This is a genomic window from Photobacterium sp. OFAV2-7 (genome assembly GCF_022347985.1).
GTDB lineage: Bacteria > Pseudomonadota > Gammaproteobacteria > Enterobacterales > Vibrionaceae > Photobacterium.
This window is the reverse complement of the sequence record NZ_JAKRFQ010000608.1, coordinates 1-3,255: the sequence shown is the minus strand read 5'-3', so window position 1 is coordinate 3,255 and position 3,255 is coordinate 1. Positions and strand designations below refer to the sequence as shown.

Below are 3,255 nucleotides of genomic sequence, written 5' to 3'. Positions count from 1 at the left end.
CAAACCGGCCAACGGTACTCAAGTGCTGGTGAAAGCCAGGCTCTCCTTGTATGAACCGCGTGGTGACTACCAGCTAATCATCGAGAGCATGCAGCCTGAAGGTGACGGTCGCCTGCAGCAGCAATTCGAGCAGCTCAAGATGTCGCTTGCCGCTGAAGGTCTGTTTGCCCAATCGCTGAAAAAGCCACTGCCCGAGCAACCCAAGCGGGTCGGCATCGTGACCTCGAAAACCGGCGCAGCCCTGCACGACATTCTCAATGTCTTGCAACGACGCGATCCCGGCTTACCCGTGGTTATTTATCCGACCATGGTACAGGGCGAAGGAGCGGCCATCTCCATTGCCCAGGCTATCGGCCGGGCCAATGCCCGCCAGGAGTGTGATGTTCTGATTGTTGGTCGCGGCGGCGGCTCGCTGGAAGACTTGTGGGCCTTTAACGAAGAAATCGTTGCCCGCACGATTGTTGCCAGCCAGATCCCAGTGGTCAGCGCCGTCGGCCATGAAGTCGACGTAACAATTGCTGATTTTGTGGCTGATGTCAGGGCGCCGACACCGTCTGCCGCGGCCGAGCTTATCAGCCGTGATATAACCCATCAGACCCAGAAAATCAGCCAGAAAACCCAGCAGCTCCACCATGCAATGCGCCACTACCTGGCAGGCCGTCAGGCGGCGGTGATCAAGCTTCAGCACAGGCTGGACCGCCAACATCCACAGGTGCGTCTGAACCAACAGCAGCAACACCTCGACGAGCTGTCGAGCCGGATGGAGCGGGCGATGCGCCAATTGCTCAACCACCACCAGCAGCATATCAACCGTGCCGAATACAAGCTGGCACTGCACTCGCCGGCCCAGACGCTCAAACAGCAGAGCAACCGACTGGAAAAAACCCAACATCGCCTGCTCGATGCCATGGATCGCCGCCTGCTCAATGCCAGCCACAAGCTGGCCATGGCCGCAGAAAAACTGGAAACGGTCAGCCCGCTGGCCACACTGGGACGCGGTTACTCCATTACCCGCAATGACAAGGGCAAGGTGATCCGCCGAGCCGATCAGGTCAGCGCCGGAGATATCCTGAATACCAAAGTGGCAGACGGGGAAATTCGCTCCGTCGTCAGTGATTAGATAAGGTAGCCGAACCAGAAACAAAAAACGCCGCAGTAGCGGCGTTTTATCATTATAAACCTTGAATAAACAGACTAAGTTTGGCTATCAGGCCACATCATCAACCAGCATACAGGCATCAATCAAGCGCTGGGTATAAGCCTGTTGCGGTGCTTCAAACACTTGCTGGGCAGTCCCCCGCTCTACCACTTCACCGCGCTGCATCACGATCACTTCATCTGAAATCGCCCGTATTACCGACAGATCATGGCTGATGAACAGGTAGCCGATATTGTGTCGCTTCTGAATATCCTTCAGCAGCTCCAGCACCGTCAGCTGTACCGACCGGTCAAGCGCCGACGTCGGCTCGTCAAGCAGGATAAACTGCGGCTCCATAATCAAGGCCCGGGCAATCGCGATTCGCTGCCGCTGTCCACCCGAAAACTCATGGGGATAACGGTTAATACAGCTCGGCTCGAGACGCACTTCTTCCAACGCCTTGCGTGCCCGCTGCATACGCTCTTGCTTGCTTAGTTCGGAAAATACGGTAAGTGGCTCGGTTATGATTTCACCAACAGTCATCCTTGGTGACAGTGACCCATAGGGATCCTGAAACACCATCTGCATGTTCCGCTTCAGCTCGTAGCGCTGCCGATCCGTCATCGAACGAATGCTCTGGCCTTCAAACATAATATTGCCAGTAGACGGGAGCAACTGCATCAATGCTCGACCCAAGGTCGACTTACCGGAACCTGACTCGCCGACAATCCCGACTGTCTGACCCGGACGTACCGCCAGGCTGATCCCTTTGACAGCCTCAAGGTATTCTGTCTCGACACCAAGCCAGTTGGTTTTGAGGACATACTTCACCCTGACGTCTTCGGCTTCCAGTACATATGACGAGTGTGCCTCCTCGGAAGGCCCATGGGCCTTAGGTTCCGCATCCAGCAACATTTTGGTATAGCTGTGGCGAGGCTGTTCAAATATCTGGCGGACACTCCCCGTTTCAACCACTTCCCCTTTGCACATCACGACCACATTGTCGGCGAAATGTTTTACCACCCCCAAGTCATGGGTAATGAATAAAATGGCCATCCCCATTTCAGCCTGAATATCTTTCAGCAACTTAAGCACTTCGGCCTGCACCGTCACATCCAGTGCCGTGGTGGGCTCGTCAGCCACCAAAATATCGGGCTTATTGGATAGCGCCATTGCAATCATGATCCGCTGCAGCTGACCGCCCGAGAACTCATGGGGATAATGATTAAGCCGCTTTTCCGGCTCGGGCAGTTGCACCTTGTGAAACAGCGCCAGTGTTTCGGCGACCGCCTCCCTGCGCGAGACCTTACGGTGGCACACTATCGCTTCTGCAACTTGCTCCCCCACCGGCATGTAAGGGTTCAACGACGTCATCGGCTCCTGAAATATCATGGCAATCCGATCGCCACGGACACTCCGCAATGCCTTTTCAGACATCGACAGAATTTCCTGTTGCTGAAAGCGCACTGAGCTGTCAGGCGAGATAACCGCATTGGGTGGCAACAGACCCATAATACTGCTGGAGGATACAGACTTGCCTGAGCCGGACTCACCGACCAGCGCCAGCGTCTGCCCCTTTTCGAGCTGAAATGAAATATTCTTCACCGCCTCGACGGTTTCATCTTCCATGCGAAACGAAACAGAAAGGTTGCTGACCTGCAAAAGTGGAGAAGCTGATGTCATACCAATAATCCCTATCAGTGAATACAAATATCGTAATGATAATTATTATCAAGGAAGATTACCGTGATTAAACAAGATTTACCACTGTTAAGTATTAACTCACGCAGGCTAATTAGCCATATAACAAAACCTATGCATAATGAACTCCTGCAAAATGAACCAGTACCTGCAAACAACCTAGCCGTTCACTGAGATCACACTCAGGCTTTCTCAAAGACCACTCTGACCCGCGACTTGGACTTCAACTCGTTGCAACTATTACAGAAATAACTGGCCGAACCGCATGCCTGTAGCTTTTCCAGCTCACTGTCACAGTCGGGACAAAACGCCCGCTTCCTGACCGGATGCTGGCAGGCATCACAATAGTACTGACCGTCCTTCCAGTTCAGTTCGTCCTGACAGGCGGGACATCGATTCTCGCTCATAACTGTTCT

General features: G+C 53.7%; 3 protein-coding genes. 1 reads left to right on the top strand and 2 read right to left on the bottom strand.

Going from position 1 to position 3,255, the window contains the following annotated elements; all coding sequences use genetic code 11:
• A partial coding sequence (xseA, locus tag MHN01_RS21655) for an exodeoxyribonuclease VII large subunit (RefSeq protein ID WP_239413371.1) occupies positions 1-1,120 on the top strand: 1,120 nt, incomplete at its 5' end.
• An 87-nt stretch (positions 1,121-1,207) separates the two neighbouring features.
• Here the strand turns inward: xseA and MHN01_RS21650 are convergent.
• Both MHN01_RS21650 and MHN01_RS21645 read right to left on the bottom strand, forming a co-directional pair.
• A complete protein-coding gene (locus MHN01_RS21650; protein ID WP_239413370.1) occupies positions 1,208-2,821 on the bottom strand; it encodes an ABC transporter ATP-binding protein in 1,614 nt (537 codons plus the stop codon).
• A gap of 200 nt (positions 2,822-3,021) precedes the next feature.
• The gene (locus MHN01_RS21645) at positions 3,022-3,246 is read right to left on the bottom strand and encodes a zinc ribbon domain-containing protein (protein WP_239413372.1); all 225 of its coding nucleotides are present in this window, start codon (positions 3,244-3,246) and stop codon (positions 3,022-3,024) included.
• Between the last annotated feature and the right edge of the window lie 9 nt (positions 3,247-3,255).